The organism is Nocardia sp. CA-135953, from assembly GCF_050955735.1.
Taxonomy (GTDB): Bacteria; Actinomycetota; Actinomycetes; order Mycobacteriales; family Mycobacteriaceae; genus Nocardia.
The window spans coordinates 5,003,305-5,027,102 of the sequence record NZ_CP192082.1 but is presented as its reverse complement, the minus strand read 5'-3'; the positions used below and the strand labels follow the sequence as shown (position 1 = coordinate 5,027,102).

The 23,798-nt window shown below is 66.2% G+C and carries 18 protein-coding genes; 9 read left to right on the top strand and 9 right to left on the bottom strand.

The features are described from left to right. Positions 1 to 230 precede the first annotated feature (230 nt). Together ileS and ACQPXH_RS23085 are read left to right on the top strand one after the other, a co-directional pair. Entirely contained in the window at positions 231 to 3,362 is a 3,132-nt protein-coding gene (ileS, locus tag ACQPXH_RS23090) for an isoleucine--tRNA ligase (protein WP_433603550.1), read from the top strand. Between the two features lie 355 nt (positions 3,363 to 3,717). Further along, positions 3,718 to 4,260 (top strand): NlpC/P60 family protein, encoded by a 543-nt coding sequence (locus ACQPXH_RS23085; protein ID WP_433598601.1) that lies wholly within the window; start codon positions 3,718 to 3,720, stop codon positions 4,258 to 4,260. A 69-nt stretch (positions 4,261 to 4,329) separates the two neighbouring features. On the opposite strand, the gene ACQPXH_RS23080 is transcribed toward ACQPXH_RS23085, so the two are convergent. Beyond that, complete coding sequence (locus tag ACQPXH_RS23080) at positions 4,330 to 5,205, bottom strand: UTP--glucose-1-phosphate uridylyltransferase (protein WP_433598600.1); 876 nt, start codon at positions 5,203 to 5,205, stop codon at positions 4,330 to 4,332. A gap of 324 nt (positions 5,206 to 5,529) precedes the next feature. Here ACQPXH_RS23080 and ACQPXH_RS23075 point away from each other — a divergent pair, with 324 nt between their 5' ends. The 3 genes from ACQPXH_RS23075 (at position 5,530) to ACQPXH_RS23065 (ending at position 11,015) form a co-directional block, all read left to right on the top strand. Beyond that, positions 5,530 to 7,035 carry a DNA polymerase IV gene (locus tag ACQPXH_RS23075; protein WP_433603549.1) on the top strand — a complete coding sequence of 502 codons (1,506 nt, stop codon included), beginning with the start codon at positions 5,530 to 5,532 and terminating at the stop codon, positions 7,033 to 7,035. A 96-nt stretch (positions 7,036 to 7,131) separates the two neighbouring features. Then, a complete protein-coding gene (locus ACQPXH_RS23070) occupies positions 7,132 to 7,632 on the top strand; it encodes a hypothetical protein (protein ID WP_433598599.1) in 501 nt (166 codons plus the stop codon). 131 nt (positions 7,633 to 7,763) lie between these two features. Further along, positions 7,764 to 11,015, top strand: a complete 3,252-nt coding sequence (locus ACQPXH_RS23065; protein ID WP_433603548.1) for an arabinosyltransferase domain-containing protein — start codon at positions 7,764 to 7,766, stop codon at positions 11,013 to 11,015. A gap of 306 nt (positions 11,016 to 11,321) precedes the next feature. On the opposite strand, the gene rarD is transcribed toward ACQPXH_RS23065, so the two are convergent. Further along, complete coding sequence (rarD, locus tag ACQPXH_RS23060) at positions 11,322 to 12,278, bottom strand: EamA family transporter RarD (RefSeq protein ID WP_433598598.1); 957 nt, start codon at positions 12,276 to 12,278, stop codon at positions 11,322 to 11,324. Between rarD and ACQPXH_RS23055 the strand changes: the two genes are divergently transcribed. Together ACQPXH_RS23055 and ACQPXH_RS23050 are read left to right on the top strand one after the other, a co-directional pair. Next, positions 12,277 to 14,703 (top strand): HAD-IC family P-type ATPase, encoded by a 2,427-nt coding sequence (locus tag ACQPXH_RS23055; protein ID WP_433598597.1) that lies wholly within the window; start codon positions 12,277 to 12,279, stop codon positions 14,701 to 14,703. The two genes, rarD and ACQPXH_RS23055, sit on opposite strands and share 2 nt — an antisense overlap. A 79-nt stretch (positions 14,704 to 14,782) precedes the next feature. Further along, a complete protein-coding gene (locus ACQPXH_RS23050; protein WP_433598596.1) occupies positions 14,783 to 15,601 on the top strand; it encodes a PhzF family phenazine biosynthesis protein in 819 nt (272 codons plus the stop codon). A gap of 14 nt (positions 15,602 to 15,615) precedes the next feature. On the opposite strand, the gene ACQPXH_RS23045 is transcribed toward ACQPXH_RS23050, so the two are convergent. The 3 genes from ACQPXH_RS23045 to lspA all read right to left on the bottom strand — a co-directional run bounded on the left by ACQPXH_RS23045 (position 15,616) and on the right by lspA (position 17,972). Next, positions 15,616 to 16,275 (bottom strand): hypothetical protein, encoded by a 660-nt coding sequence (locus ACQPXH_RS23045; protein WP_433598595.1) that lies wholly within the window; start codon positions 16,273 to 16,275, stop codon positions 15,616 to 15,618. After that, positions 16,268 to 17,194: an RluA family pseudouridine synthase gene (locus ACQPXH_RS23040; RefSeq protein ID WP_433598594.1), complete on the bottom strand. Its 927-nt coding sequence runs from the start codon at positions 17,192 to 17,194 to the stop codon at positions 16,268 to 16,270. The genes ACQPXH_RS23045 and ACQPXH_RS23040 overlap by 8 nt, the downstream gene beginning before the upstream one ends. Positions 17,195 to 17,267: 73 nt before the next feature. Then, positions 17,268 to 17,972 (bottom strand): signal peptidase II, encoded by a 705-nt coding sequence (lspA, locus tag ACQPXH_RS23035; protein ID WP_433603547.1) that lies wholly within the window; start codon positions 17,970 to 17,972, stop codon positions 17,268 to 17,270. Between the two features lie 77 nt (positions 17,973 to 18,049). Between lspA and ACQPXH_RS23030 the strand changes: the two genes are divergently transcribed. Then, the gene (locus ACQPXH_RS23030; RefSeq protein ID WP_433598593.1) at positions 18,050 to 19,003 is read left to right on the top strand and encodes a hypothetical protein; all 954 of its coding nucleotides are present in this window, start codon (positions 18,050 to 18,052) and stop codon (positions 19,001 to 19,003) included. Positions 19,004 to 19,095: 92 nt separating this feature from the next. Then, positions 19,096 to 19,563: a VOC family protein gene (locus tag ACQPXH_RS23025; protein ID WP_433598592.1), complete on the top strand. Its 468-nt coding sequence runs from the start codon at positions 19,096 to 19,098 to the stop codon at positions 19,561 to 19,563. A 53-nt stretch (positions 19,564 to 19,616) separates the two neighbouring features. On the opposite strand, the gene ACQPXH_RS23020 is transcribed toward ACQPXH_RS23025, so the two are convergent. The 4 genes from ACQPXH_RS23020 to acs all read right to left on the bottom strand — a co-directional run bounded on the left by ACQPXH_RS23020 (position 19,617) and on the right by acs (position 23,778). Next, positions 19,617 to 20,072: a Rieske (2Fe-2S) protein gene (locus ACQPXH_RS23020; protein ID WP_433598591.1), complete on the bottom strand. Its 456-nt coding sequence runs from the start codon at positions 20,070 to 20,072 to the stop codon at positions 19,617 to 19,619. 12 nt (positions 20,073 to 20,084) lie between these two features. Continuing rightward, positions 20,085 to 20,663 (bottom strand): DUF6529 family protein, encoded by a 579-nt coding sequence (locus ACQPXH_RS23015; RefSeq protein ID WP_433603546.1) that lies wholly within the window; start codon positions 20,661 to 20,663, stop codon positions 20,085 to 20,087. Beyond that, positions 20,653 to 21,309, bottom strand: coding sequence for a hypothetical protein (locus ACQPXH_RS23010; protein ID WP_433598590.1), 657 nt, complete (start codon positions 21,307 to 21,309; stop codon positions 20,653 to 20,655). The genes ACQPXH_RS23015 and ACQPXH_RS23010 overlap by 11 nt, the downstream gene beginning before the upstream one ends. 540 nt (positions 21,310 to 21,849) lie before the next feature. Further along, positions 21,850 to 23,778, bottom strand: coding sequence for an acetate--CoA ligase (gene acs / locus ACQPXH_RS23005; protein WP_433598588.1), 1,929 nt, complete (start codon positions 23,776 to 23,778; stop codon positions 21,850 to 21,852). Between the last annotated feature and the right edge of the window lie 20 nt (positions 23,779 to 23,798).

The window sequence follows — 23,798 nt, the reverse complement described above, 5'->3', positions numbered from 1 at the left end:
CGGCCATCACCGGGGAGTCTTCGGAAGAACGGTGCGCGGGCCGCACTCAGTAGAACCGAACGGGCGAGCCCGTCACAGCTCGAAACGAGAGGTCCTGGTTGGTCGCGCGGATCGGCGCGCCGCTCGGACAAGCGGGGTGGTACCGCGGTTTCGACGCAACCGGCGTCGTCATCGTCCCCGTGCTGACACATACGCGCCACGGCGCGGCGGCACGAGGAGACGGATCCGCAATGGCGGACGAACCTTCCAGCAGCGCATACCCGCGCGTCGATCTGGGTGCCGGCAGCGGTGCATCCTTCCCCGACCTGGAACGTCGGGTACTCGACGCCTGGGCCACCGACGACACCTTCCGCGCCAGCATCGAGAACCGTTCGGGTGCGGCGGAATTCGTCTTCTACGACGGACCGCCGTTTGCCAACGGGTTGCCACATTACGGACATCTGCTCACCGGGTACGTCAAGGATCTCGTCCCGCGTTTCCAGACCATGCGCGGTAAGCAGGTCGATCGACGTTTCGGCTGGGACTGTCACGGACTGCCCGCGGAAATCGAAGCGGAAAAGCAGCTCGGTATCACGGACAAATCACAGATCGATGCCATGGGGCTCGCGGAATTCAACGCGGCGTGTAAATCATCGGTACTGCGCTACACCGGGGAATGGCGTAATTATGTGACGCGTCAGGCCCGTTGGGTGGACTTCGACAACGACTACAAGACGTTGGATCTCGACTTCATGGAGTCGGTGATGTGGGCGTTCAAGTCGCTGTACGACAAGGGCCTGATCTACCAGGGCTTCCGGGTGCTGCCCTACAGCTGGTACGAGCAGACCCCGCTGTCGAATCAGGAAAGCCGGCTCGACGACGCCTACAAGATGCGTCAGGATCCGGCCGTCACCGTGGATATGGTGCTGCGCGTGCCGGGTGCGCATCCGCTGCACGAACTCGACGGCGCGAACGCACTCATCTGGACCACCACGCCGTGGACGCTGCCGTCGAACCTCGCGATCGCGGTCCACCCGGATGTGCGCTACGTGCATGTGCGCGGCGCCGACGGCAAGCGCTATCTGCTGGCCGCCGAGCGCGTCTCGCACTACGCCCGCGAACTCGGCGATGAGCCAGAGGTACTCGGCGAGTTCGACGGTGCCGCCCTCTCGGATCTGGCCTACGCACCGCCGTTCGACTTCTTCGTCGGTCATCCCAACGCGCACCGCGTGTTGACCGCCGACTACGTGACCACCGACTCCGGCACCGGAATCGTGCACCTCGCACCGGCCTTCGGTGAGGAGGATATGGATGTCGCAGGCGCCAACGGCATCGAACTCGTACAGCCGCTGGATCCGGGCGGCAAGTTCACCTCGATGGTGCCGCCGTACGAGGGCCTGATGGTCTTCGACGCCAATCCGGTGATCATCAAGGACCTCAAGGCAGCCGGAAAGCTGCTGCGGCACGAGACGATCGAGCACTCCTACCCGCACAGCTGGCGCTCGGGCCAGCCGCTGATCTACATGGCGGTGCCGTCCTGGTTCGTCGCGGTGACCAAATTCCGCGACCGGATGGTCGAGCTGAATCAGCAGATCACCTGGGTGCCCGAACATATCCGCGACGGACAGTTCGGCAAGTGGCTCGAGGGTGCGCGGGACTGGAATATCAGTCGCAATCGGTACTGGGGCAGCCCGATCCCGGTGTGGGTCTCCGATGACCCGGCCTACCCGCGCATCGATGTGTACGGCTCGCTGGCGGAGTTGGAGCGTGACTTCGGCGTGCGCCCGACCGATCTGCACCGGCCGAACATCGATGAGCTGACCCGGTCGAATCCCGATGATCCGACCGGTAAGTCGACCATGCGCCGGGTGCCGGAGGTGCTGGACTGCTGGTTTGAATCGGGTTCGATGCCGTATGCCCAGGTGCACTACCCGTTCGAGAACAAGGAGTGGTTCGACAGCCACTTCCCGGGCGATTTCATCGTCGAGTACAACGGGCAGACCCGCGGCTGGTTCTACAACCTGCATGTGCTCTCGACCGCGCTGTTCGACAGTCCGGCCTTCAAAACCGTCGCCGCGCACGGCATCGTGCTCGGTGACGACGGACTGAAGATGAGCAAGTCGAAGGGCAACTACCCGGATGTGAACGAGGTGTTCGACCGGGACGGCTCCGATGCGATGCGCTGGTTCCTGATGAGTTCGCCGATCCTGCGCGGCGGCAATCTCATCGTCACCGAGCGCGGCATCCGCGAGGGGATCGGCCATGCGCTGCGCCCGCTGTGGAACGCGTGGACCTTCCTGCAACTCTACGCCTCGAAAACCGGTGTGTGGCGCACGGATTCACCGCATGTGCTGGACCGCTACATCCTGGCCAAGTTGGCCGCGACCCGTGATGTGATGACCGAGGCGCTCGAGGTCTACGACATCGCGGGTGCCTGCGAGGAATTGCGTTCCTTCGCCGACGCGCTCACCAATTGGTATGTGCGCCGGTCGCGTTCGCGCTTCTGGGAGGAGGACCGGGATGCGGTCGATACACTGCACACGGTGCTCGAGATCGTCACCCGGCTGGCCGCACCGCTGCTGCCGCTGATCTCCGAGGTGATCTGGCGTGGGCTGACCGGCGAGCAGTCGGTGCACCTGGCCGACTGGCCCAAGGAGGGTGAGCTGCCGGAGGATCCGGATCTGGTCGCCGCCATGGACGAGGTCCGGGTGGTCTGCTCGACGGTGCTGAGCCTGCGCAAGGCGCAGAACCTGCGGGTGCGCCTGCCGCTGGCCGAGGTCACCATCGCAGCGCCCGATGCCGAGCGGCTGCGGCCGTTCGCCGACATCATCGCCGATGAGGTGAACGTCAAGAAGGTCGACCTGACCACCGATGTCGTAGTGCACGGCCGTTTCGAGCTGGTCGTGAACGCCCGCGCCGCGGGCCCGCGCCTCGGCAAGGATGTGCAGACGGTGATCAAGGCGGTGAAGGCGGGCGAATGGTCCGAGAACGTCGCCGGTGTGGTCACCGCGGCGGGCATCGAACTGCTGCCGGAGGAGTACACCCAGCGCCTGGTCGCGGCCGAACCGGAGTCGACCGCGGCCCTGCCCGGCAATGCCGGCCTGGTCGTGCTCGATTCGGTGGTGACCGAGGAGCTCGAGGCCGAGGGCTGGGCCCGCGATGTGATCCGCGATCTGCAGGAGACGCGAAAGTCCCTGGGGCTGGACGTATCCGATCGCATCACCGTGGTGCTCGCGGTGCCCGACGATAAGCAGGTCTGGGCGCAGACCCATCGGGACCTCATCGCGGGCGAAATCCTCGCCACCGAGCTGACTTTCGGTGATCCGGGCGCGGATGCCGCCGACATCGTCGGTGACGTGCGGGTGTCGATCGCGAAGGTCTGACGCGGCGGCTCGGCCGGGGCACAGTCGTTCGAACGGCAGCCGGGGCGGGATCTCGAGATCCCGCCCCGACTCGCGTCTGCAGGCTGCCTCTATTGTGATGTAAATCACATGCCAGCAATTAGCTGATTTCCTTGTCGTGCTCGAACAATGCCCGGCACAATCGGCATGTTGCTGCTGGTGCGCAGATTGACTTCTGTGACAGCAGTGAATGGTCGTGCTTGAACTGCTCTACCTGAAATACCTTGCGCCACATGCGGATATGTGCCGCGGTGCAGGTGCTGTGACATGCGGTTCCATCCCCCCGATGACGAGGCCGGTACCGCGTGTTTGCCGGGTCGACGGAAGGGGCGAGCATATGATCAGCGCGCACAAGAAGGCATTTCGCCAGATAGCTATGGGGTTTCTGGTATCGATCGTCGTGTCGCTCGTCCTGGCCGGACCGGTGCGCGGTGATACCGGAAGCGCGTCCGGTTCGGGTAGTTCCGGCTCCGCATCCGGCAGTTCCGGCAGTTCCGGCAGTTCCAGCGGGTCCGCGGCGCTGCCGCTGCCGAGTATCGCCGGACTCGGCGCACTGACTGCGGCCTACACTCAGATCGGCAAACCCTACGAATGGGGCGCCACCGGCCCGTTCGCCTGGGATTGCTCGGCTCTGGTCCAGTGGGCATTCCGTCAGGTCGGGGTGAAACTGCCGCGCACCACCTGGGAGCAGGCCAAGGTCGGTGCCACGGTGCCGCTCCCGGCCCTGTCACTGGGTGATGTCGTAATCCTCAATGACGACGCCTCGCATGTCGGCATCTACGCGGGCTCCGGGCAAATCCTGGATGCGCACGACTGGGGCGTTCCGGTCGGTCTGCATCCACTCCGCGACTTCGACATCTACACCATCCGTCGTTTCTGATCCGGATCGGCTACGTTTCTCCCGCACCGGCGCGGTTGCGCGTGGATGGCAACGACGGGGAACCGGGTATCAGTCGACGAGCTGACGCAGCAGTGGTCCGTACTGCGGATGCGTCAGTGCCGAGGCGAATTGCGCGACCAGGTAGTCGGCGGGGTTACCGGTGTCGTACCAGCGGCCCTGGATGACCTGGCCGAAGACCGGGTTCTCGGCGGCGTGCACATTGATCGCATCGGTGAGGTACACCTCGCCGGTGCGGTGTTCGTACCACTGCTCGGTCTGTCTGCGCAGTTCGCAGATGATGCCGGGGGTGACGACATAGCCGCCGATCGCGGCATAGTTCGACGGTGCGTCCTCGGGCTTGGGTTTTTCCCGCAGCCCGGTGATGCGCAGCAGGCCGTTGCCCTGGTCGTCCGCGACGACCGGGACGCCGTAGCGCTGAGATTCGGACGGGTCCATCGGCATCAGCGCGAGCACCGGCGCGCCGGTCGCCTCATAGGCGTCGATCAACTGCTGGGCGCGTGGCACCCCGGCGACGAAGACGTCGTCGGGCCACAGGACCAGCATCGGCTCGTCGCCGAGATTGCGGGCGGCATTGAGCACGGGGGTGCCGTTGCCGTAGGGCCCGTGCTGATCGAGGTAGGTGATATGCCCGAGCCGGGACAGCTCGCCGACCTCCTCCACCGCGGCGGCGTAGGCGTCCTTGCCGTCGGCGCGTAGCTGGGCCACCAGGGCCGGATTAGGGCGGAAATGGTCCTGGATCAGGGACTTTCCGCTGCTGACCACGATGGTGATGTCGGTGATTCCGGATGCGACCAGCTCCCGGACGGTGTGCTCGATGACCGGCTTGTCGCCGACCGGCAGCATCTCCTTGGGGATGGCCTTGGTCAGCGGGAGCAGCCGGGAGCCGATTCCGGCGGCCGGTATCACGGCCTTGCGGATCTTCATGGTCCGATCATCACATACCCGAGCGGGTCCGAACCGGTGATCCCCAGGCTTGGGTCGGGCATGTCGAGGCGGCAACATATCGGTATCGGACCTGGTCACGGGTGGCTGTGCAGGGCGGAGCGCCGCGCTCGCCCGTTGTCGCGCCGCGAAGTTCGATAGCAATCTCGCAGAAACTACTCGGCTGACGTGCACCCGGCACCCAGGTTGCCGGTCGTCTGCACAGGTTGACGCGGTGTTGCGCGGTGGACCGACCTGTCGGTGGGGCGGCGTAGATTCCGGTGCGTGAGCACCGACAACACCGCTGTGGCCGCCGGGGGAGGCGCGGTGGGGTCCGCGTCCGCGCGCACGGCTCGGCGGTGGGTGCTGCATATCGATATGGATGCCTTCTTCGCTTCGGTCGAACAATTGACGCGGCCGACACTGCGCGGTCGCCCGGTGCTGGTCGGCGGTACCGGGGGGCGCGGTGTGGTCGCGGGGGCGAGTTATGAGGCGCGGGTCTTCGGTGCGCGCTCGGCCATGCCGATGCATCAGGCGCGGCGGTTGGTCGGAGTGGCGGCGGTCGTGGTGCCGCCGCGCGGTGCGGTCTACAGCGTGGTCAGTGCGCGGGTGTTCGACGCCTTGCGCAGCCGCATCCCGGTGTTGGAGACGCTGTCGTTCGACGAGGCGTTCGGTGAGCCCGCCGAGTTGGTGGGCGCGACCGTCGAGCAGGTGCGCGAATTCTGCGAAGAGTTGCGTGCGCTGGTTCGGCAGCGGACCGGACTGGTCGCCTCGGTCGGTGCGGGTACCGGTAAGCAGCTCGCCAAGATCGCCTCCGGAATGGCCAAACCCGATGGGGTGCGGGTGGTTTCGCCGGACGAGCAGCAGCAACTGCTGGCCGGGCTGCCGGTGCGCAAGCTGTGGGGGATCGGTCCGGTGGCCGACAGTCGCTTGCGTTCGCTCGGTATCGAGACCGTCGGCGCCTTCGCGGCGCTGCCGGAATCGGAGGCGGTGTCCATTCTCGGCGGCAGCGTCGGCGCGGCGCTGCACCGGCTGGCCCGCGGTATCGACGACCGACCGGTCGCCGAGCGGGCCGAGGCCAAACAGATCAGCGCCGAGAACACCTATGAGACCGATATCGTCACGCTGGCCCAGCTACGTCCGGCGATCGAGACGATGGCGGCGGCCGCGCACCGTCGATTGGAAAAGGACGGCCGGGCCGCACGCACTGTGGTGCTGAAGCTGAAGAAATCCGATATGAGCATCGTGACCAGGTCGTTCACCCTGCCGTACGCGACGACCGAGCTGGCCACGCTGACGACGGCGGCCCAGCGCTCGGCCATTGATCCGGCCGAGCTCGGGCCGATCCGGCTGGTCGGGGTGGGTTACGGCGGGCTGTCGACGGTGCGGCAGGAGTCGCTGTTCCCGGAGTTGGATCAGGCGCCGGTCGAGGACGGCGGCGTCTGGGAGGGCGACGCGCCGCATTCCGATGGTTGGGGCGCACAGGCGAGGCCGTCCGCACCTGCGGACGGCGCCGTCGAGCTCGACGCGGGTGCGTCGGTCGGGGAAAAGGGCGTCGAGGTGGGAGTAACGGCGACACCCCCGATCCCCGCGACCACGCAGCCGAGCGTCGGTGCAGCTCAGGACGATTCGCCAGCGCGGAACACGACGCTGTGGTATCCAGGACTGGACGTCACGCACCCCGAATTCGGGCACGGGTGGGTGCAGGGCGCCGGGCTCGGTGTGGTTACTGTTCGGTTCGAGACCAGCTCGACAGGGCCCGGTCCGGCGCGTACCTTTGCCGCCGACGACATCAGTCTGTCCCGGGCGGATCCGCTCGGCAGTCTCCGCTGACAGGTAGCCTGGGTCATTCGTGCAGCGTCGCCGATTCGGGTGAAGGCTGCCGTTGGTGGAACGACATGTACCTACTCGAACGCAAAGGACGAGCAGTTGAAGCTTCGTAAGACTGGACGCATCGCCATCGCCGCCCTGGCCGTCGTCGCCGCACTCGGCATGACCGCCTGCAGCGATGACAAAGACAGCAAGCCGGCCGCGAAGACCAGTACCAGCGCCAAGGCATCGGCCGGCGCGAGCGCCACCAATCTGCCGCCGGTCCCCTCTGTCGCGGAACTGAACACGCAGCTGCAGCGTGCCCTCGATCCGTCGATCCCGAATTCGGAGAAGCTCGACGGTGTGCAGGGCGCCGAGGCCGATCCGGAACTGCCGAACCGCCTCGCCGAGGCCGCCAAGGGCGCCAATGTCACCATCACGGTCACCGATGTGACCAGCTTCGGCGACAGCGTCAATGCCAAGGCCAAGGTCTTGCTCAACGGCCAGGAGAACATTATCGACGTGCCGTTCGTCGCCGAGAACGGCAAGTGGAAGATCCAGAAGGCCTGGGCCTGCACCATGCTCACCAACCTCGGCCAGCAGTCGGTGGCCTGCAGCTGATAAACCAGCGGTCGCGGCCGACCCCGTGTCGGCCGCGACAGCTGTGTGCTTGCTGAGAATCAATGCCGCACGCCGGCAAGAACTTTCGTTTGAAATAGTGACCGTTAGGATCAGGCCCCGTGGCTGACACGATGGTGTGGGCGGGGCAGCCGTCCGTCGAGCACTCCGAACTCGGGACGGCGCAATCGAAGACGCGGAGGGGTTGGGTCGGGCCGGTCGCGTTGATCGCGGGCCTGCTGGGCGCACTGTTCGCGGTAGCGGTGCCGCTGCTGCCCGTGCGGGTGGACGCGGCGACGCTGACCTGGCCGCAGGCGGGTTCGGCGCACAGCCTCGAGGCGCCGCTGATCTCCTATGCGCCACTGACTTTCGACGCCACCCTGCCGTGCACGGCGATCAACCAGCTCAGTGCCAAGGGCGGCACGCTCGCGGCGACCGGACCCGATGGCGCGCCCGACCTCGAGCGCTACGGATTCGTCGCCCGCGTGCACGCCGGAGCCGACACACCGGCGCGGCTGGATGTCGTGCTGCGCAATCAGGCATTGCTCAGCGTGCCGGTGGCCGAACTGATTCCGGGCTGTGAACTCACCGTGCACGCCGACAACACCAGTGCGACCGCCACCCTGGTCGGATTCGAAGCGCCCGGACTCCCGGTGGTGCTCAATGGCGACTACCGGCCGCAGATGGTGGGCATCTTCAGTGATCTGGCCGCAGCCGACGGTGCGCGCGTCACCGCTGAACTCGACACCAGGTTCTCCTCGACGCCAACTCCGGTGAAGCGCGCGGCGATCTGGCTCGCGGTGCTGTGCACCATTGTGGCGCTGGTCGCGCTGTATCGGCTCGATCGGCTCGACGGTCGGCGGGTGCGTCGCTTCCTGCCGCAGCGCTGGTGGACGTTCACGCTGCTCGATGCGGTGGTGCTGGGCACCATGGTGGTCTGGCACTTCATCGGGTCGACCACCTCCGATGACGGCTATCAGTTCGGTATGGCCCGTGCATCGGGTGTCGCGGGCTATATGGCCAACTACTTCGCCTACTTCGGAGTACCCGAAAATCCGGTCGGCACACCGTATTACGACCTGATCCGGATCATGACGGAAATCAGCACCGCCAGTCCGTGGGTGCGGCTGCCCGCGCTGTGCTGCGGTGTGCTGATGTGGCTGCTGCTCAGCCGCGAGGTGGCGACCCGGCTCGGTGTCGCGGTGCGCGGCAACCGCGTCGCGATGTGGACCGGTGCGTTCGGCTTCCTGACCATCTGGCTGGCCTACGACAACGGGCTGCGTCCGGAACCGCCGGTTGCGCTGGGACTGCTGCTCACCTGGTGCCTGGTCGAACGTGCCATTGCCACGCGGCGTTTGGTGCCCGCCGGATTCGCGATCCTGGTCGCGGCATTCGCCTGTACGGCCGGGCCGTCGGGTGTGATCTGTATCGCGGCGCTGCTGGCGGGCTTGCGGCCGGTCGCGCGAATCATCATGGACCGCACCGGGACTCGGGGATCCTTGGGTGCCCGGGTGGTGGGCTATGCGGTGCTGCTCGCTCCGCTGCTGGCCGCCGGTATCGTCGCGCTGGCGATCATGTTCGCCGATCAGCCGTTGGCGGCGATGTTCGAGATGAAGCGGATTCATCACATCGTCGGCCCGGATGTCGAGTGGTTCAACGACTATCTGCGCTATCAGTACCTCTTCCAAGGCGAGACCGACGGCTCGGTCGGCCGCCGGATCGGTGTGCTCGCGATGTTCGCGGGGCTCATCGTGTGTGTCATCGTCCTGCTGCGCAAGGGCGGTCGGATTCCGCTGCTGGCAGCGGGGCCGACCCGACGCATTCTCGGTGTCACCGTCGGCGCGCTGCTGCTGATCATGGTCACGCCGACCAAGTGGACCCATCACTTCGGTGTGTACGCGGGCGTGGCCGGTGCCGTCGCCATGGTGACCGCGATGGCCGTCGCGCCACGGGTTTTGCGGGCGCCGCGCTACCGTGCGCTATTCGCGGCGGTGGTGGCGTTCCTGCTCGCGCTGGTGTTCTCCGGGCCGAATAAGTGGTGGTACGTCTCGTCTTACGGCATTCCGTGGTGGGACAAGCCGCCGGTGATCGCCGGTATCGAGCTCAACAAACTGTTCCTGGTCGCCGCCGCCGCACTGCTCGCGGTCGCCGCGTGGTGGCATGTGCGGTCGCCGGAACCCGGTACTCCGCATCGGGTTTCGCGTCTCGCGTGGCGGGTGTCGGTGCTGCCGCCGCTGACCATCGCGCTGGCCCTGCTCGTGGTCTGGGATGTCGGCTCCTTCGCCAAGGCGGCCGTGGCCCAGGGGCCCGCGTTCTCGCTGGCGCGTTCGAATATCGAAGCGCTCAGCGGGAAGACGGCGGGTCTGGCCGGTCATGTGCTGGTGGAGACCGATCCGAATGCGGGCATGCTGCGCCCGCTGACCGGCGACGCGGTGAGCACGCTCTCGGGCACCGGCACCGGATTCACCGGTTCGGGGGTGGCCGCCGATCTGCGTCCCGACGACGATTCGAGTCCGACGGGCAGTATCGCCGACGCGTTGAGCAGCAAGTCAGCCTCGGAGAACACCGCCGGAACCGCCACCGCCGCACTGCCTTTCGGACTGAACCCGGCGACAACGCCGATGCTGGGCAGCTACGGTTCGGGTGACGCGGGCCCCGCCGATCTGACCACGGGTTGGTACCGGCTTCCGGAACCCGGTGACCGCAATGGCATTATCGCGCTGACCGCGGCGGGCCGGATTCGCTCGGTCGATGCCGATGGCATCGTCACCACGGGCCAGACCCTCGAAATCGAATACGGCGCAACCGATTCCGAGACCACCGCGCAGCCCATGGGCAAGGTCGCCCCTATCGATATCGGACCGGCGCCGTCCTGGCGTAACCTGCGCGTACCGTTCAGCGAAATCCCCACTGGCGCAGATGTCATCCGCATCGTCGCCGTCGACCGCGACCGCAATCCGAAGCAGTGGCTGGCCGTCACCCCGCCGCGGGTGCCGCAGACCAGAACGCTGAACGATGTTGTCGGCTCACAGGTCCCGGTTCTCACCGACTGGATGGTGGGCCTGCAATTCCCCAACCAGCGCCCCTACGACCACCGCGACAATATCGCCGAGGTCCCGGCCTACCGCATCCTCCCGGACCGTCCGGGTGCCGAGATCACCACCCTCTGGCAGAGCCACGACGGCGGCGGTCCGCTCGGCTGGTCCAATATGCTCCTGCGTCCCCGCACCCTGGCCACCTACCTGGACCAGGACTGGCGGCGAGACTGGGGTGAACTCCAACAACTGGTCCGCATCGATCCCGAGGCCGACCCCGCGAAACCCGAAATCACCCAGCAGGACCACTCCGGTCTCTGGACGCCGGGCCACATCAACACGTCGTACTAGCGGTTGATGCTGTTGGTCCCGGCGCCCACCGGCACGGCCCGCCGCCGATCATCTCGATCGCGACTTGCGTTCCCGGCCACGTGAATTCGTAGCCCGCTCCGAGCGCATCGCCCGCCGCGGTGCCGAGCCGGACACCCGCCGCTCGATCCAGTTACGCATCGTCCAGTATCAAGAAACCTTCCGCCGCCTGCGGTTTTTCGCGGTCGATGTACCCGAGGACACAGGCTGTTCCGTCCTGTCGAACTCGACGAGCGATCGCGTGGAAACCCGTGCCCCTCACTACGAAGCCATAGCTGGGAAGGCAGATCAGCGAACGTCTGTTGAACTGGCCGGTTCCGGCTGGATGGTCTTGGCCCGACGGCGGCCGCGCACCAGTGCGTCGGCGGTGAAAATCGCCAGCGCCGCCCAGATGAGCGCGAAACCGGCCCACCGCGACGCGGGCATCGGCTCATGCGCGACGGCCACACCCCAGGCCATCTGCAGCGCGGGCGTGAGGTACTGCAGCAGTCCCATGGTCGACAGCGGTATCCGTTGCGCGGCAACGGCGAACAGCAGCAGCGGCACCAGGGTGACCGGACCGGTCGAGATCATCAATCCGGAATGTGCGATGCCACTGGCGAATTCACTACCTCCGGTCATCGCGAATACGATCACGAAGGCCAGCGCGAACGGTGCGGCGACCAGCCCCTCGGCCGCGATCCCGTGCAGTGCGTCCAGCGGAATCACCTTCTTCACCAGCCCATAGGTGGCGAATGAACAGGCCAGTGCCAGCGCGATGAGTGGCGGTCTGCCGTAGTCGACGGTGAGCACGGCGACCGCCACCGCACCCAGCCCCAGCGCCGCCCACTGCGCCCTGGCCAACCGCTCACGGAAGATCAGCACGCCGAACGCCACCGTCACCAGCGGATTGATGAAGTACCCGAGTGCGCACTCCACCACATGCCCGGAGGTGACGCCGTAGACGTACACGCCCCAGTTGATCGATAGCGCCGCGATGGCCACCGCCGCCATCCGCCAGGTCCGCGGGGCGATTCCGCGCAGCCCACCGAGCTGCCCGGTTATCGCCAGCACGACCAGCACCAGCACCAACGTCCACAGAATCCGCTGTGCCACCACCTCGGCCGGATTGGCGAAGGCCAGCAACCCGAAGTACGCCGGAAACAGTCCCCAGATCAGAAATGCGCCTGTACCGAACACGACACCTGGGACCGCCCTACTTCGCTGCACCCTACCGACGGTAGTTCTCGGTAGCCTGGCGGTCATGTCGATTACCGTGCCCCAAACGGCCGTCACCGGGCTGACCGCGGCGGAGGTCGAGCAACGTCGCCGCGACGGGCTGACCAATGATGTGCCGGACCGGGCGAGCCGATCCGTACGCGACATCGTCCGCGCCAATGTCTTCACCCGGATCAATGCCATCCTCGGTGTGCTGTTCATTCTGGTACTGGCGACCGGCTCGATCATCGACGGCATGTTCGGCTTGCTGATCATCGCCAATAGCGCGGTCGGCATCATCCAGGAGATCCGCGCCAAGCGCACCTTGGACCAGTTGGCCATCGTCAGCCAGGCCAAGCCGACCGTGCGCCGCGACGGACAGTCGCTCGAGGTGGCGCCGAAGGAGGTCGTCCTCGACGATCTGATCGAGCTCGGCCCCGGCGACCAGATCGTCGTCGACGGCACAGTCGAGGAATCCGCACTGCTCGAAGTCGACGAATCGCTACTCACCGGGGAGGCCGATCCGGTGGACAAGCCGATCGGCGCGTCGGTGATGTCGGGCAGCTACGTCGTCTCCGGTTCCGGCGCCTACCGTGCGACGAAGGTCGGCCGGGACGCCTACGCCGCCAAGCTGTCCGAAGAGGCGAGCAAGTTCACGCTGGTCAAATCCGAATTGCGCAGCGGTATCGACACCATCCTCAAAGTCATCACCTATCTGTTGATTCCGGCGGGTCTGCTGAGCATCTACAACCAGCTTTTCTCCAGTAAGGAGTCCTGGCGGCCCGCGCTCACCGGGATGGTCGCCGCGCTGGTGCCGATGGTGCCCGAGGGCCTGGTGCTGATGACCTCGGTCGCCTTCGCGGTCGGTGTGGTGCGACTGGGCAGGCGCAAATGTCTGGTGCAGGAGCTACCCGCCATCGAGGGCCTGGCCCGCGTCGATGTGGTGTGCGCGGATAAGACCGGCACGCTCACCGAGAACGGGATGCGCCTGTCCGATATCAAGACGCTCGGCACGTTCGACGACGCCGAGGTGCGACAGGCCTTGGCCGCCATGGCCGCCGACGATCCGCGCCCGAATGCGAGCGTGCAGGCCATCGGCGAGGAACTCACCGATAGGCCGAATTGGCAGCACACCGCGGTCGCGCCGTTCTCCTCGGCGAAGAAATGGAGCGGGTTCTCCTACGGCGAGCACGGCGACTGGTTGCTCGGCGCGCCCGATGTGCTGCTCGACCCGAGTTCCGAAGATGCCCGTGTCGCGGAGGAACTCGGCTCCTCGGGCCTGCGCATTCTGCTGCTCGCGCGCAGCGACCGTCCGGTCGACGCCGCCGACGCACCGGGTGCCGTCGACCCCGCGGCCCTGGTCGTGCTCGAGCAGAAGGTGCGCCCCGATGCTCGCGAAACCCTCGATTACTTTGCCGGCCAGCAGGTTTCGATCAAGGTGATCTCCGGCGACAATGCCGTCTCGGTCGGTGCGGTCGCCTCCTCGCTCGATCTGCGCGGCGGCGATCACGCGGTCGACGCCCGCGAATTGCCCGAGGATCGTGCCGCACTCGCCGACGTGCTCGAACGTGAGACCACCTTCGGTCGGGTGCGCCCCGATCAGAAGCGAGCCATGGTGGGCGCCTTGCAATCTCGCGGCCACACCGTGGCCATGACCGGTGACGGCGTGAACGATGTGCTGGCGCTGAAGGATTCCGATATCGGCGTGGCCATGGGTTCGGGCAGTCCGGCCACCCGCGCTGTCGCCCAGATCGTGTTGTTGGACAACAAGTTCGCCACACTACCGTATGTGGTCGGCGAGGGCCGCCGGGTGATCGGCAATATCGAGCGGGTCTCCAATCTGTTCCTCACCAAGACCGTGTACTCGGTGGTGCTCGCTTTCTTGATCGGTGTCGCCGGTGTCGGCTCGCAGATCTTCGACTACGAAGCGATCGGATATCCGTTCCTGCCAAGGCATGTCACGATCGCGGCCTGGTTCACCATCGGTATCCCCGCATTCATCCTCTCGCTGGCTCCGAACAATGAACGCGCTCGGTCCGGATTCGTGTCGCGGGTCATGCGTTTGGCGATTCCGTCCGGCGTGGTGATCGGCATCGCAACTTTCGTCGCCTATCTGATCGCCAACGCGGGGTCGTATGACTCCCTGGAGCAGCAGAAGGAGCAGGCAGGTACCACGGCGCTCATCACCTTGATCATGATCGCGGTGTGGGTACTGGCCATCGTCGCCCGGCCGTATGTGTGGTGGAAAGTAGTGCTCATAGGCGCGTCGATCCTGGCCTATGTGCTGTTGTTAACAATTCCGTTCACCAGGCATTTCTTCAAACTCGACCCCTCGAATATCGGGCTCACCGCCACGGCGTTCATCTGCGGCGCCGTAGGCATCGTGCTCGTCGAGGCCGCCTGGTGGATCGCCGCCGCAGTTCAGGGGGAGAAGCACACGCTACTTCCGAGTTCACCGGGCGGGGACGCCTGAACAGCTGGACGCCCGACCCGCCGCGCCGCGAGATACCTTGTGCGAAGCGATCATTCAGGGTTGGAGTACCTTCTCGACTATGGAGGTATTGCTGCATCAGATCGACGCGTTCGCCGACGCACCGTTCTCGGGCAACCCGGCCGCGGTCATGCCGCTGTCGGCGTGGTTGCCCGACGAGCTGTTGCAACATCTGGCCGAGGAGAACAATCTCGCCGAGACTGCCTTCTACACTTCGCAATTACCCGTCGAGGCGGGCGGTCCACCTGGGGAGTGGCCCGCCGTCCACCTGCGCTGGTTCACCCCGACCCGGGAGGTCGATTTGTGCGGCCACGCCACCATGGCGACGGCCGCGCAGATTCTCGAGGACATCCATCCCGGCGAGGACCGGGTGAGCTTCTTCACGCGCAGCGGCTGGCTACACGTCGACCGCACCGATGACGACGAATACGTACTCGACCTACCCGCGTTGGAATCCAAGGAGGTCACGCCCGATCCCACGCTGGTGAAGGCACTCGGCGTCCGTGCGGTGCGGGCCTACACCGGACTCGACGAGGTGATCGTGGTGGGTTCCGAACGTGAAGTGCGCGAGGCTCGGCCGAATTTCGCGGCCTTTCCACCGCTCGCCTTCGACGCGGTGATCACCGCGCCCGGCGATACCGCCGATTTCGTCTCCCGGGTCTTCGGTCCGGGTCTCGGCGTGGTCGAGGATTCGGTCACGGGATCGGCGCACGCACAGCTGGTTCCGCTGTGGAGCCGCGAATTCGGCCGCGCCGAACTCAGCGCCCGTCAGCTGTCTCGGCGCGGCGCCAGGCTGCGCTGTGAACTCGCGGGCGACCGGGTACTGCTCATCGGCCGCTGCCGCCGGTATCTGGATGGTGTTGTGGCACTGCCGGATTGACCAGCCCGGCCGCGTTACTGATCCGGGACCGGGCCGTCGTCCGTACCGGGCAGCGCGATGTCCTCGTACTCCGGCAGCAGCGGAACGATCGCGAAACTGGTGGCGACCGCGTCGGCGGGCAGCGCCTGCACGGCTCGGATTCCGTTCTGGGCCGCCAGATTTCGGAGTTGGGGGAGCGGTCCACGGACCACGAGACCGACGGTGCATGCGCACCCGGCGCGCAAGCGAGCCGCCGACACCGCATTGATGCGCTCGGTGCGTTCGTCGGCCGCGTGCTGAGCCAGTAGTTGCCAGGCGGCGTTGTCGGCGGACGCCACGGCTACCGCATTTCCCGCGGGCAGTTGAACCGTGACGATCGGGGTGTTCACCCGCGGGATCGACACATGGTGGCTTGCCGCGGCAATGCGCAGGCCGCCGCTGTGCGCCGGAATCTGATCGGGGGCGAGGGGTTCGGTGAACGAGACCAGAGCCCAGTGCTCCTCGCTATCCGAACCCGACAGCGAATCCTGTGCCCGCGCAAGGTAATCCGCAACGTGCTCACCCCGCTCGGGCCCGAGCCGGTCGGTCGAAATGCCGGTCGGTCGGGGGGGATTCAGCACACCGAGCACCACGATCAGGACTACGAAGCCGACGGCGCCGACGGCAATGGCAATGCGGCGCAATGTTTCAGGCATTGCGCAACACGTCGAGCGCGTTCTTCAGATCATCGGGATATTCGCTGGTGATCTCCAGATACCGGCCGTCGGCCGGATGGTTGAATCCCAGCGAACGCGCATGCAGCCATTGCCGTTCCAGCCCGAGCCGCTCCGCCAGCCGCGGATCCGCGCCATAGGTGAGATCACCGCAGCAGGGGTGCCGGATCGCGGAGAAATGCACCCGGATCTGGTGGGTGCGCCCGGTTTCCAGATGAATATCGAGCAGGCTGGCCGCCTGGAACGCCTCGACGGTGTCGTAGTGGGTAATGCTCGGGCGTCCGTCCGCGGTAACCGCGAACTTCCAGGCATCGCCGCGGGCCCGGCCGATCGGCGCATCGATGGTGCCGCTGCTCGGATCCGGATGTCCCTGTACCAGTGCGTGATAGCGCTTATCGACGGTGCGCTGTTTGAATGCGCGCTTGAGCACCGTGTACGCATGTTCGGACTGTGCGACCACCATGACCCCGGAGGTACCGACATCGAGCCGGTGCACAATGCCCTGCCGCTCGTGCGCGCCCGAGGTCGAGATGCGATAGCCCGCCGCGGCCAGTCCGCCGACCACCGTCGGCCCGGTCCAACCGACGCCGGTATGCGCCGCGACGCCGACCGGCTTGTCGACCGCGACGATGTCATCGTCGGCGTAGAGGATTTTCATACCCTCGACCGGCTCGGGCTCGATGGTGAGTTCACGCTTCGGTTCCGGGAACTCGACCTCCAGCCAAGCCCCCGCGACGAGCCGATCCGATTTGCCCGCGGTGACGCCGTCGAGCTGCACCGAACCTTCCTCGGCCAGCGTGGCCACGGCGGTGCGGGACAGACCGAGCAACCGAGATAGCCCGGCGTCGACGCGCATCCCGTCGAGTCCGTCGGGTACGGGCATGGTCCGCGTTTCCCTCACGCCTGCACCTCGCTGGCGCTCGGTTCCGGCATGAGCCAAGCTCGCTGTGACATGGTTCGCTCGCTGTGCTCGCTCACGCCGCATTCCCCTTGCTGCTGGCCGTACCGTTCGCGCCGTTGTCCGAGGGCTTGTCCGGCTCTGCGGCGGTTTCGGTGGCGGTCGCTTCGGGGTGGTGGCCGTGTCCGGCGCGCGTGCCGTCGGGTTCGAAGCCGAAGACGGTCAGCACCACCAGCAGGATCGCGCCGCACACGATCGAGGAGTCGGCCAGATTGAATACCGGCCACCAGCCGACGGCGATGAAGTCCACCACATGTCCCTGCAGTGGTCCGGGCGCGCGGAACAGCCGGTCGACCAGATTGCCGAGCGCGCCGCCGAGCACCATGCCGAGCCCGATCGCCCACCACAGTGAGCGCAGCGTGCGGCCGATACGGATCACCCCGATCACCACGGCCGCGGCGACCAGGGTCAGCAGCCAGGTCATGCCGGTGGCCATCGAGAATGCCGCGCCCGGGTTGCGCACCAGCGACAATCGCGCGAAATCGCCGATGATCGGCACCGGATCGCCAGGGGTCAGCTCGGCCACCACAATGGTCTTGGTGGCCAGGTCCAGGCCGAGCAATACCGCGGCGATGATCAGCAGCGTGCGTAGCCGCAGCGGTGCGGCGGGCTTCCCCGGATCGGCGGTCGGGGTCGGATTTTCTGCGTCGTCGCTGGGTGGCATCGCGCTATCGGCGGGCTTGTCCTCGGGCGGCCGGTCGTCACTCACGCCGACCATCATCTCTCGAGTAACGATTTGCGCTACGCACGCGGTCACCTGTATGTCCCAGCTGACACTCAGGAAGCGGTCGTACTCTGATGCTCGTGACGGTGTTGTCTTCCTCCCACGTACCCCGAATCGCGCGCTCGGGTGCGCTTCTGGTGGTGCTCGCGGTCGGACTGTCCGCGTTCGGTGTCGGCTGTAGTGACGGTGCCGAGTCTCGCGTCGATTCCGACAGCACCGAGCCGGTCGGCATCGGCAAGGAAGTGACCGTGCCGATTTCGGCCGCGGTCACCACTGTGGTCTCGGCGGGTGAGGAGCCGCGGTCGCTGCTGCGTCCCGGCTATCCGGCGGGCACGGTGCAGCAGGTGACGCTGCGCACCGATCACCACATCGAGCAGCAGATCAATGATCAGCCGCCGAGCGATTTCTCCTCGCCCGCATTGACGATTCCGATGACGGCGCAGACCGATGGTGGCGGTGTCGAGCTGACTCTCGGCACCATTTCCACCCCGGATCCGTCGCTGGCCAAGGCGCTCACCGCCGCAGGCGGTTCGCACGCCGGATTCGATATGAGCGAACTCGGTGCGATCACCGCGCTGCGGCTCGCTCCGGCACCGGACACCTCCAATAGCGCCCGAGCAGCCTTGGAGCAGGCCTTCTACCAGGCGGTCTATCGCTCGATCACCTTTCCCGACCAACCGGTCGGTGAGGGTGCGGTGTGGACGGTGCGGCAGGAGGTCGACGGCGGTGTCGCACTCGATCAGGTGACCACCGCCACGCTGACCAAGCGCGAGGGCGATCGGCTGACCATCGAACTCGAGGTGACCCAGGAACCGAAGACACAGGTATGGTCGCTGCCCAATAATGCGGGCACCCTCGATATCAAGGACTACGTCATGCAGGGCTCGGGCACGATCACCGTCGATCTCGGTCTGCCGCTGCCGGTCGCGGGCTCGATCACACTCGGCGGACACCAGGCCTACCGCGACCCGCGTAGCGCGAGCATGCTGCAGCAGACGATCAATACGCAGGTCACCTGGAACGAATGAGTCCGTAGCCGTTTGCTCCGATCAGACATGTCGCCCTCTGGTGAGGAATAGGCTCGCACCTGTCCGACAATCGCCTCGATCGGAGGTATCCCATGTCCGATGTGAAACCGATCCCCGAGGGGTATCCGGTGGTCTCGCCGGGATTGGCGATCGATGGGGCCGCTGCCGCCATCGACTTCTACAAGAATATTTTCGGCGCATCGGAGCGGATGCGCATGCCGGGACCGGACGACAAGATCGCACACTGCGAACTCACGTTCGGCAATTCGCTCATCATGGTCGGCGATCCGGCCCCCGATATGGATTTCCTCGACCCGAAGACGGTCGGCGGCACGCCGGTCAATCTCTACGTCTATGTCGAGGACGCCGATGCGGCGTTCAGTGCCGCCCTCGCCGCGGGCGCCAAGGAGCTCACCCCGATGACCACCCAGTTCTACGGTGATCGCAGTGGTGCGTTCGAGGATCCGTGGGGCCACCGGTGGACCGTGGCCACGCACGTCGAAGATGTCCCGCCGGATGAGATGGACCGGCGGATGGCCGAATTGTTCGGCGGGGCCTGAGCGTTTGTGCCATCTGCCGCGCGGCTGGTGCCGCGCGGCAGATGGCGGGCTGGTCACCCCAGAACGATCGAGTCACCCTCGACGTGAACGGATTTCGGGGCGAGCGGCTGGGTGGCCGGGCCGTTGACGACCGAGCCGTCGAGACCGAATTTGCTGCCGTGGCAGGCACAGTTGATGGTGCCGCCGGAAACCGTCGCGACCTTGCACCCCGCATGTGTGCAGGTCGAGGACAGGCCGACGAAGGAGCCGGCGTTCGGCTGGGTCACGACCACATCGCCCTTGATCACACCACCGCCGACCGGCACCTCGGCGGTGCTGGCGATGGCATTCGGTTGTCCGGCGGCGACATTCGGCCCGGTCGATCCGGCGGCGGCCTTGGGTGGTTCGGCCGCGGGGGCGTCGGTCTTGCCGTAGGTGCTGCATGCGGTCAATGCGGTTATGGCCGCGGCTGTCCCGGCGGCCGCGATTACGACGCGGCGGCGGTCGAGGACGAGATCATCGTTGGTCATTTCGGACTCCGATCAGAAGGTGATGCCGTTGTGCTGGAAGAACCACAGGGCCGAGGTGAGCCAGAGGCCGGTCAGCCCCGCGAGTACCAGGCCGCCCGCGACGGGAACGACCCAGCCGGGCAGGCCCTTTCGGGTCAGCAGCAGCATCTTGGCGACGAATGCTCCATAGAAGAAGCAACCGAGTAGGGAATGGATGAGTACGCGGTTGTCGTAGTCCTGAAAACCCAAGGCGAACAGGCAATGCACGGCGACCGGGACGGTGACGAGGACGGCGAGTCGGCCCGACCAGACATGCGCAGGTGCGATCCAGGACGGGGTCTTCGGGAAAATCGCGCCGAGCTTGCCGTACATGGTCAGCGCCGAAACCAATTGGAACAGCGCGAGTGCGGTGGCCAGGGTGGCCAGCCAGGTCTTCACCGCGACCGGACTGGAGAATCCGGCCACATTGATCGAAAAGAACCGTGGCTCATGCTGTTTCGCGTAAACGCCGAGCAGTACCGACACCGCCGCCCCGACGAGCAACGCAATGATGATGCCCGACGCTCGGCCCGCATTCACCCGGACCGTCGGGGCTTCTCGATCAGCCGACACTGTCACCACCACTTACCTTGTTCGCGGTTACCTTTTTGCCGTTGACGATCGCCGTCGCGTCCGGCGCGAGACCGACGGCAGGGGCGGTCGAGCCGTCGGGATTGCGTTGGACGCCGGTGACCCCGCCGTTCGCATCGACGATCCAGCTCTGGCGGGTGCCCGCCTCGCTGTAGATATAGAGTCCGGCGGGTGGTTGCACCGGATTCGCGGTGTAGCTCCACTGCTTACCGCCGATCCAGAGTGTCCCGCGCGCCGCCTTGCCGTCGAAGGTGCCGGTCAGTTTCGCGTCGTCTTTGCCGGTGAGCTGCAAGGACCCGTTCGTGGCGGGGCCTCGCAACCAGGACTCGATGCTCTTGCCGTCACATGCGTAGGCGATGGCCGTGTCGCCCGCGACAGTGATCTCGAGTGTGATGGTGCCGCCGGAGGCCAGCGGGATGGTGCCCACATAGTCGGCCTTGCCGGGGGATGGAACAGATGCCGCAGTGGTCGGTGGGGGCGTCTGTGTCGTGGCCACGGGGGTGGTTGTGGCCACCGCATTCGTATTCGCGGTCGATGGTTCGGTGTCCTTGGACATATTGATGACCAGTAGGACGAGGCCGAGTACGGCCACTGCCGCCAGGGTGAGCCACGGTCCCAGTCGTTTCATAGGGTCTCCTCGATGCGCGGCCACCAGGTGCCGCCGTTCGCATTGACTACGTGGTTAACCCGTTGAACGGTTCAACTGGGCAGCCGTTTCAACGGCGTGTCTCGGGACGTGTCGGTTCTTACCGCCGGGTCAGTGTGGTTATCGAGGCGGAGGTGTGCGCCGCAGCGGACCAACTGGCCTGGTGGGCAACTGCTTTGCGAGGGCGCAACGCCTTAGTCGACCAACAGGCTTGATGGCGGTGCGGTCATGCGGTGGGCGAGCGGAAAACGCATCAGGTTGCGCTGGACCTCGATGCCCCCGTCGTCCTGAACGACACGTGCCCCGATCGCGTGCTCGGCGAGCAGCGGTGTGATGAATTGCGCCAGTTCACATCCGCGCGGACTCTGGTAGTGCTCGGCGGTGAGCGGGATCGGACCGGGTAGTCGGCGCCCAGATCGATGGCCATCGCGCCAGCTGCGGAATATCCGCCGAGCGGGGTGAAGCGGCGGACCCGGTCCCCCTCATCGTCGTGGTGGCCGGGTCCGCCGCTCGGGGCGGCGCCTATCCGCGGGCGATGGCCTCGAAGACCAACGGATCGACGAGGGTCGACGTATCGCCGAGTTCTCGACCCTCTGCGACATCGCGGAGCAGGCGGCGCATGATCTTGCCACTGCGGGTTTTCGGGAGTTCCGGGACGATATGGATCTGTCTCGGTCGGGCGATGGGGCTGATGTCCTGGGAGACAGCGGCTTTCAGTTCACCGATCAGCGCATCGCCGGAATCGTGTGCGCCCGCGGTGAGAACGACGAAGGCGACGATGGCCTGTCCAGTGGTCGCATCGTTCGCGCCGACCACCGCGGCCTCGGCAACAGAGGCATGTCCGACGAGTGCGGATTCGACCTCCGCGGTGGAGATGCGGTGGCCGGAGACATTCATGACATCGTCGACCCGGCCGAGTACCCAGAGGTCGCCGGCGTCGTCGAACTTGGCGCCGTCACCGGCGAAATACCAGCCGCGATCGGCGAATCGGTCCCAGTACGTCTCGCGGAATCGGTCCATATCACCCCAGATGCCGCGCAGCATCGATGGCCACGGTTGATCCAGCACCAGCAGTCCGGAGCGGCCGTGCGCGAGTTCGGCGCCGGCGTCGTCGACGATCTTCGCGGAGATGCCGGGCAGCGGGGTCATTGCCGCACCCGGTTTGGTCGCCGTCACACCGGGCAGCGGGGAGATCATGATGGCGCCGGTCTCGGTCTGCCACCAGGTGTCCACGATGGGAGTTCGATTGCCGCCCAATACCTCTCGGTACCAGCGCCAGGCTTCCGGATTGATCGGTTCACCGACGCTGCCGAGCAGTCGCAGCGAGGACAGGTCGTGCGCGTCCGGAATCGCGCGACCCCACTTCATGAAGGTCCGCACCAGGGTGGGTGCGGTGTAATAGATGGTGACGCCGTACTTTTCGATGATGTCGAAATGCCGGTGCTCATCGGGGGAGTTGGGGGTGCCCTCGTAGACGACCTGGGTCGCGCGGTTGGCCAGCGGCCCGTAGACGATATAGCTGTGTCCGGTGACCCAGCCGATATCGGCGGTGCACCAGTAGACGTCCTGTCCCGCACGATGATCGAAGACGTTGTGGTGGGTGTAGGCGGCCTGGGTGAGATAGCCGCCGGTGGTGTGCAGGATGCCCTTGGGTTTTCCGGTGGTGCCCGAGGTGTAGAGGATGAACAGCGGATGTTCGGCATCGAAGGCCTGCGCCTCGTGATCGGGGGATGCGTCGGTGACGGTGTCGTGCCACCACAGATCGCGGCCCTCGGTCCACGGCACCTCGATGTTGGTGCGCCGCACCACGAGTACGTGCTCGGCGGTGTGCTCGCCATCGGCAAGCGCCTCGTCGACGGCGGCCTTCAGCGGCGCGGCGGTACCGCGGCGCCATTGCCCGTCGGTGGTGATCACCAGTCGCGCCCCGGCATCGTCGACCCGCTGGCGCAGGGCAGTCGGCGAGAATCCGGCGAATACCACCGAATGGGTGAGCCCGAGCCGGGCGCAGGCCAGCATGGCGACGATCGCCTCCGGCACCATCGGCATGTAGATGGCGACGCGATCGCCGGACCGCAGCCCGAGCTCGGTGAAGTAGTTCGCCGCCCTGGATACTTCGGCGAGCAACTCGCCGTAGGTGATATCGCGGGAGTCGCCCGGCTCGCCTTCCCAATGGATGGCCACCTGCTCGCCGTATCCGTCGAGTACGTGCCGGTCCACACAGTTGTAGGCGACATTGAGTTCGCCGTCGACGAACCATTTCGCGACCGGCGCGTCGCTCCAGTCGAGGACCCGGGTCCACGGCCGATGCCAGTGCAACCGCCGAGCCTGTTCGGCCCAGAACTCCAGCCGATCGGCGGCGGCGCGATCGTACAGTGCCGCATCGGCATTGGCACTCGCGGCGAATGCCGCATCCGGCGGGTAGGTGGTCGGGTCGGTGGTTGCATTGGTCAACGTCGATCTATCCTCTCGAA

Coding starts and splice junctions, on each gene's coding strand:
- ileS (WP_433603550.1), top strand. CDS start 231: ATGGCGGACGAACCTTCCAGCAGCGCATACCCGCGCGTCGATCTGGGT.
- ACQPXH_RS23085 (WP_433598601.1), top strand. CDS start 3,718: ATGATCAGCGCGCACAAGAAGGCATTTCGCCAGATAGCTATGGGGTTT.
- ACQPXH_RS23080 (WP_433598600.1), bottom strand. CDS start 5,205: ATGAAGATCCGCAAGGCCGTGATACCGGCCGCCGGAATCGGCTCCCGG.
- ACQPXH_RS23065 (WP_433603548.1), top strand. CDS start 7,764: ATGGTGTGGGCGGGGCAGCCGTCCGTCGAGCACTCCGAACTCGGGACG.
- ACQPXH_RS23055 (WP_433598597.1), top strand. CDS start 12,277: ATGTCGATTACCGTGCCCCAAACGGCCGTCACCGGGCTGACCGCGGCG.
- rarD (WP_433598598.1), bottom strand. CDS start 12,278: ATGACCGCCAGGCTACCGAGAACTACCGTCGGTAGGGTGCAGCGAAGT.
- ACQPXH_RS23050 (WP_433598596.1), top strand. CDS start 14,783: ATGGAGGTATTGCTGCATCAGATCGACGCGTTCGCCGACGCACCGTTC.
- ACQPXH_RS23045 (WP_433598595.1), bottom strand. CDS start 16,275: ATGCCTGAAACATTGCGCCGCATTGCCATTGCCGTCGGCGCCGTCGGC.
- lspA (WP_433603547.1), bottom strand. CDS start 17,972: ATGATGGTCGGCGTGAGTGACGACCGGCCGCCCGAGGACAAGCCCGCC.
- ACQPXH_RS23030 (WP_433598593.1), top strand. CDS start 18,050: ATGCTCGTGACGGTGTTGTCTTCCTCCCACGTACCCCGAATCGCGCGC.
- ACQPXH_RS23025 (WP_433598592.1), top strand. CDS start 19,096: ATGTCCGATGTGAAACCGATCCCCGAGGGGTATCCGGTGGTCTCGCCG.
- ACQPXH_RS23020 (WP_433598591.1), bottom strand. CDS start 20,072: ATGACCAACGATGATCTCGTCCTCGACCGCCGCCGCGTCGTAATCGCG.
- ACQPXH_RS23010 (WP_433598590.1), bottom strand. CDS start 21,309: ATGAAACGACTGGGACCGTGGCTCACCCTGGCGGCAGTGGCCGTACTC.